This window comes from Nguyenibacter vanlangensis, from assembly GCF_013376155.1.
In the GTDB taxonomy this organism is placed as follows: Bacteria; Pseudomonadota; Alphaproteobacteria; order Acetobacterales; family Acetobacteraceae; genus Gluconacetobacter; species Gluconacetobacter vanlangensis.
On sequence record NZ_JABXXP010001116.1, the window covers coordinates 1 to 683 of the forward strand.

Annotated in this window: 2 protein-coding genes; both read left to right on the forward strand. The window is 70.9% G+C overall.

Annotated elements, in window-relative coordinates; all coding sequences use genetic code 11:
* Window positions 1-501: dihydroxyacetone kinase subunit DhaK (locus HUK84_RS21580; protein ID WP_176641968.1), on the forward strand; the 501-nt coding region annotated here is incomplete at its 5' end.
* A 4-nt stretch (window positions 502-505) separates the two neighbouring features.
* Window positions 506-683: DAK2 domain-containing protein (locus HUK84_RS23820; protein WP_176641969.1), on the forward strand; the 178-nt coding region annotated here is incomplete at its 3' end.

Consider the following 683-nt stretch of genomic DNA (forward strand, 5'->3'; position numbering starts at 1 on the left):
GGCGCCGACCTGCCGTCGCTGGTCCGCCTGTGCCGCGAGGTCAACGCCAATGTCCGCTCGATGGGCGCCGCGCTGACGCCCTGCACCGTGCCGCAATCCGGGCGGCCCAGCTTCGAGCTGGCCGGGAACGAGATCGAATTCGGCATCGGCATCCATGGCGAGCCCGGCCGCAGGCGCATCCCGCTGGAAAGCGCCGACCGCATCGCCGAGATGCTGATGGCGCCCATTCTCGCCGACCTGCCGTTCCGCCGCAACGACCCGGTCCTGCTGTTCGTCAACGGGCTGGGCGGCACGCCGCTGATCGAACTCTATATCGTCTATCGCGCCGCGCACCGCATCGCCGCCGCGCACGGGTTGCAGATCGTCCGCTCGCTGGTCGGCTCGTACATCACCAGCCTGGAGATGGCCGGCACGTCGATCACCCTGCTGCGCCTGACCGAGGACATGCTGCGCCATTGGGACGCGCCCTGCCTGACGCCGGCACTGCGCTGGGGGGCGTGATCCGATGCAGGCGCAGCAGGCGGATGACGTCGCCTTTTTGTGCGACTGGCTGCGCCGCGCGGCGCAGGCCATCGAGGAACGGCGCGACGTGCTCTCGGCGCTGGACGCGGCGATCGGCGACGGCGATCATGGGGCGAACATGGCGCGCGGCTTCCGCGCCGTCGCCGAGAAGCTGCGCGACC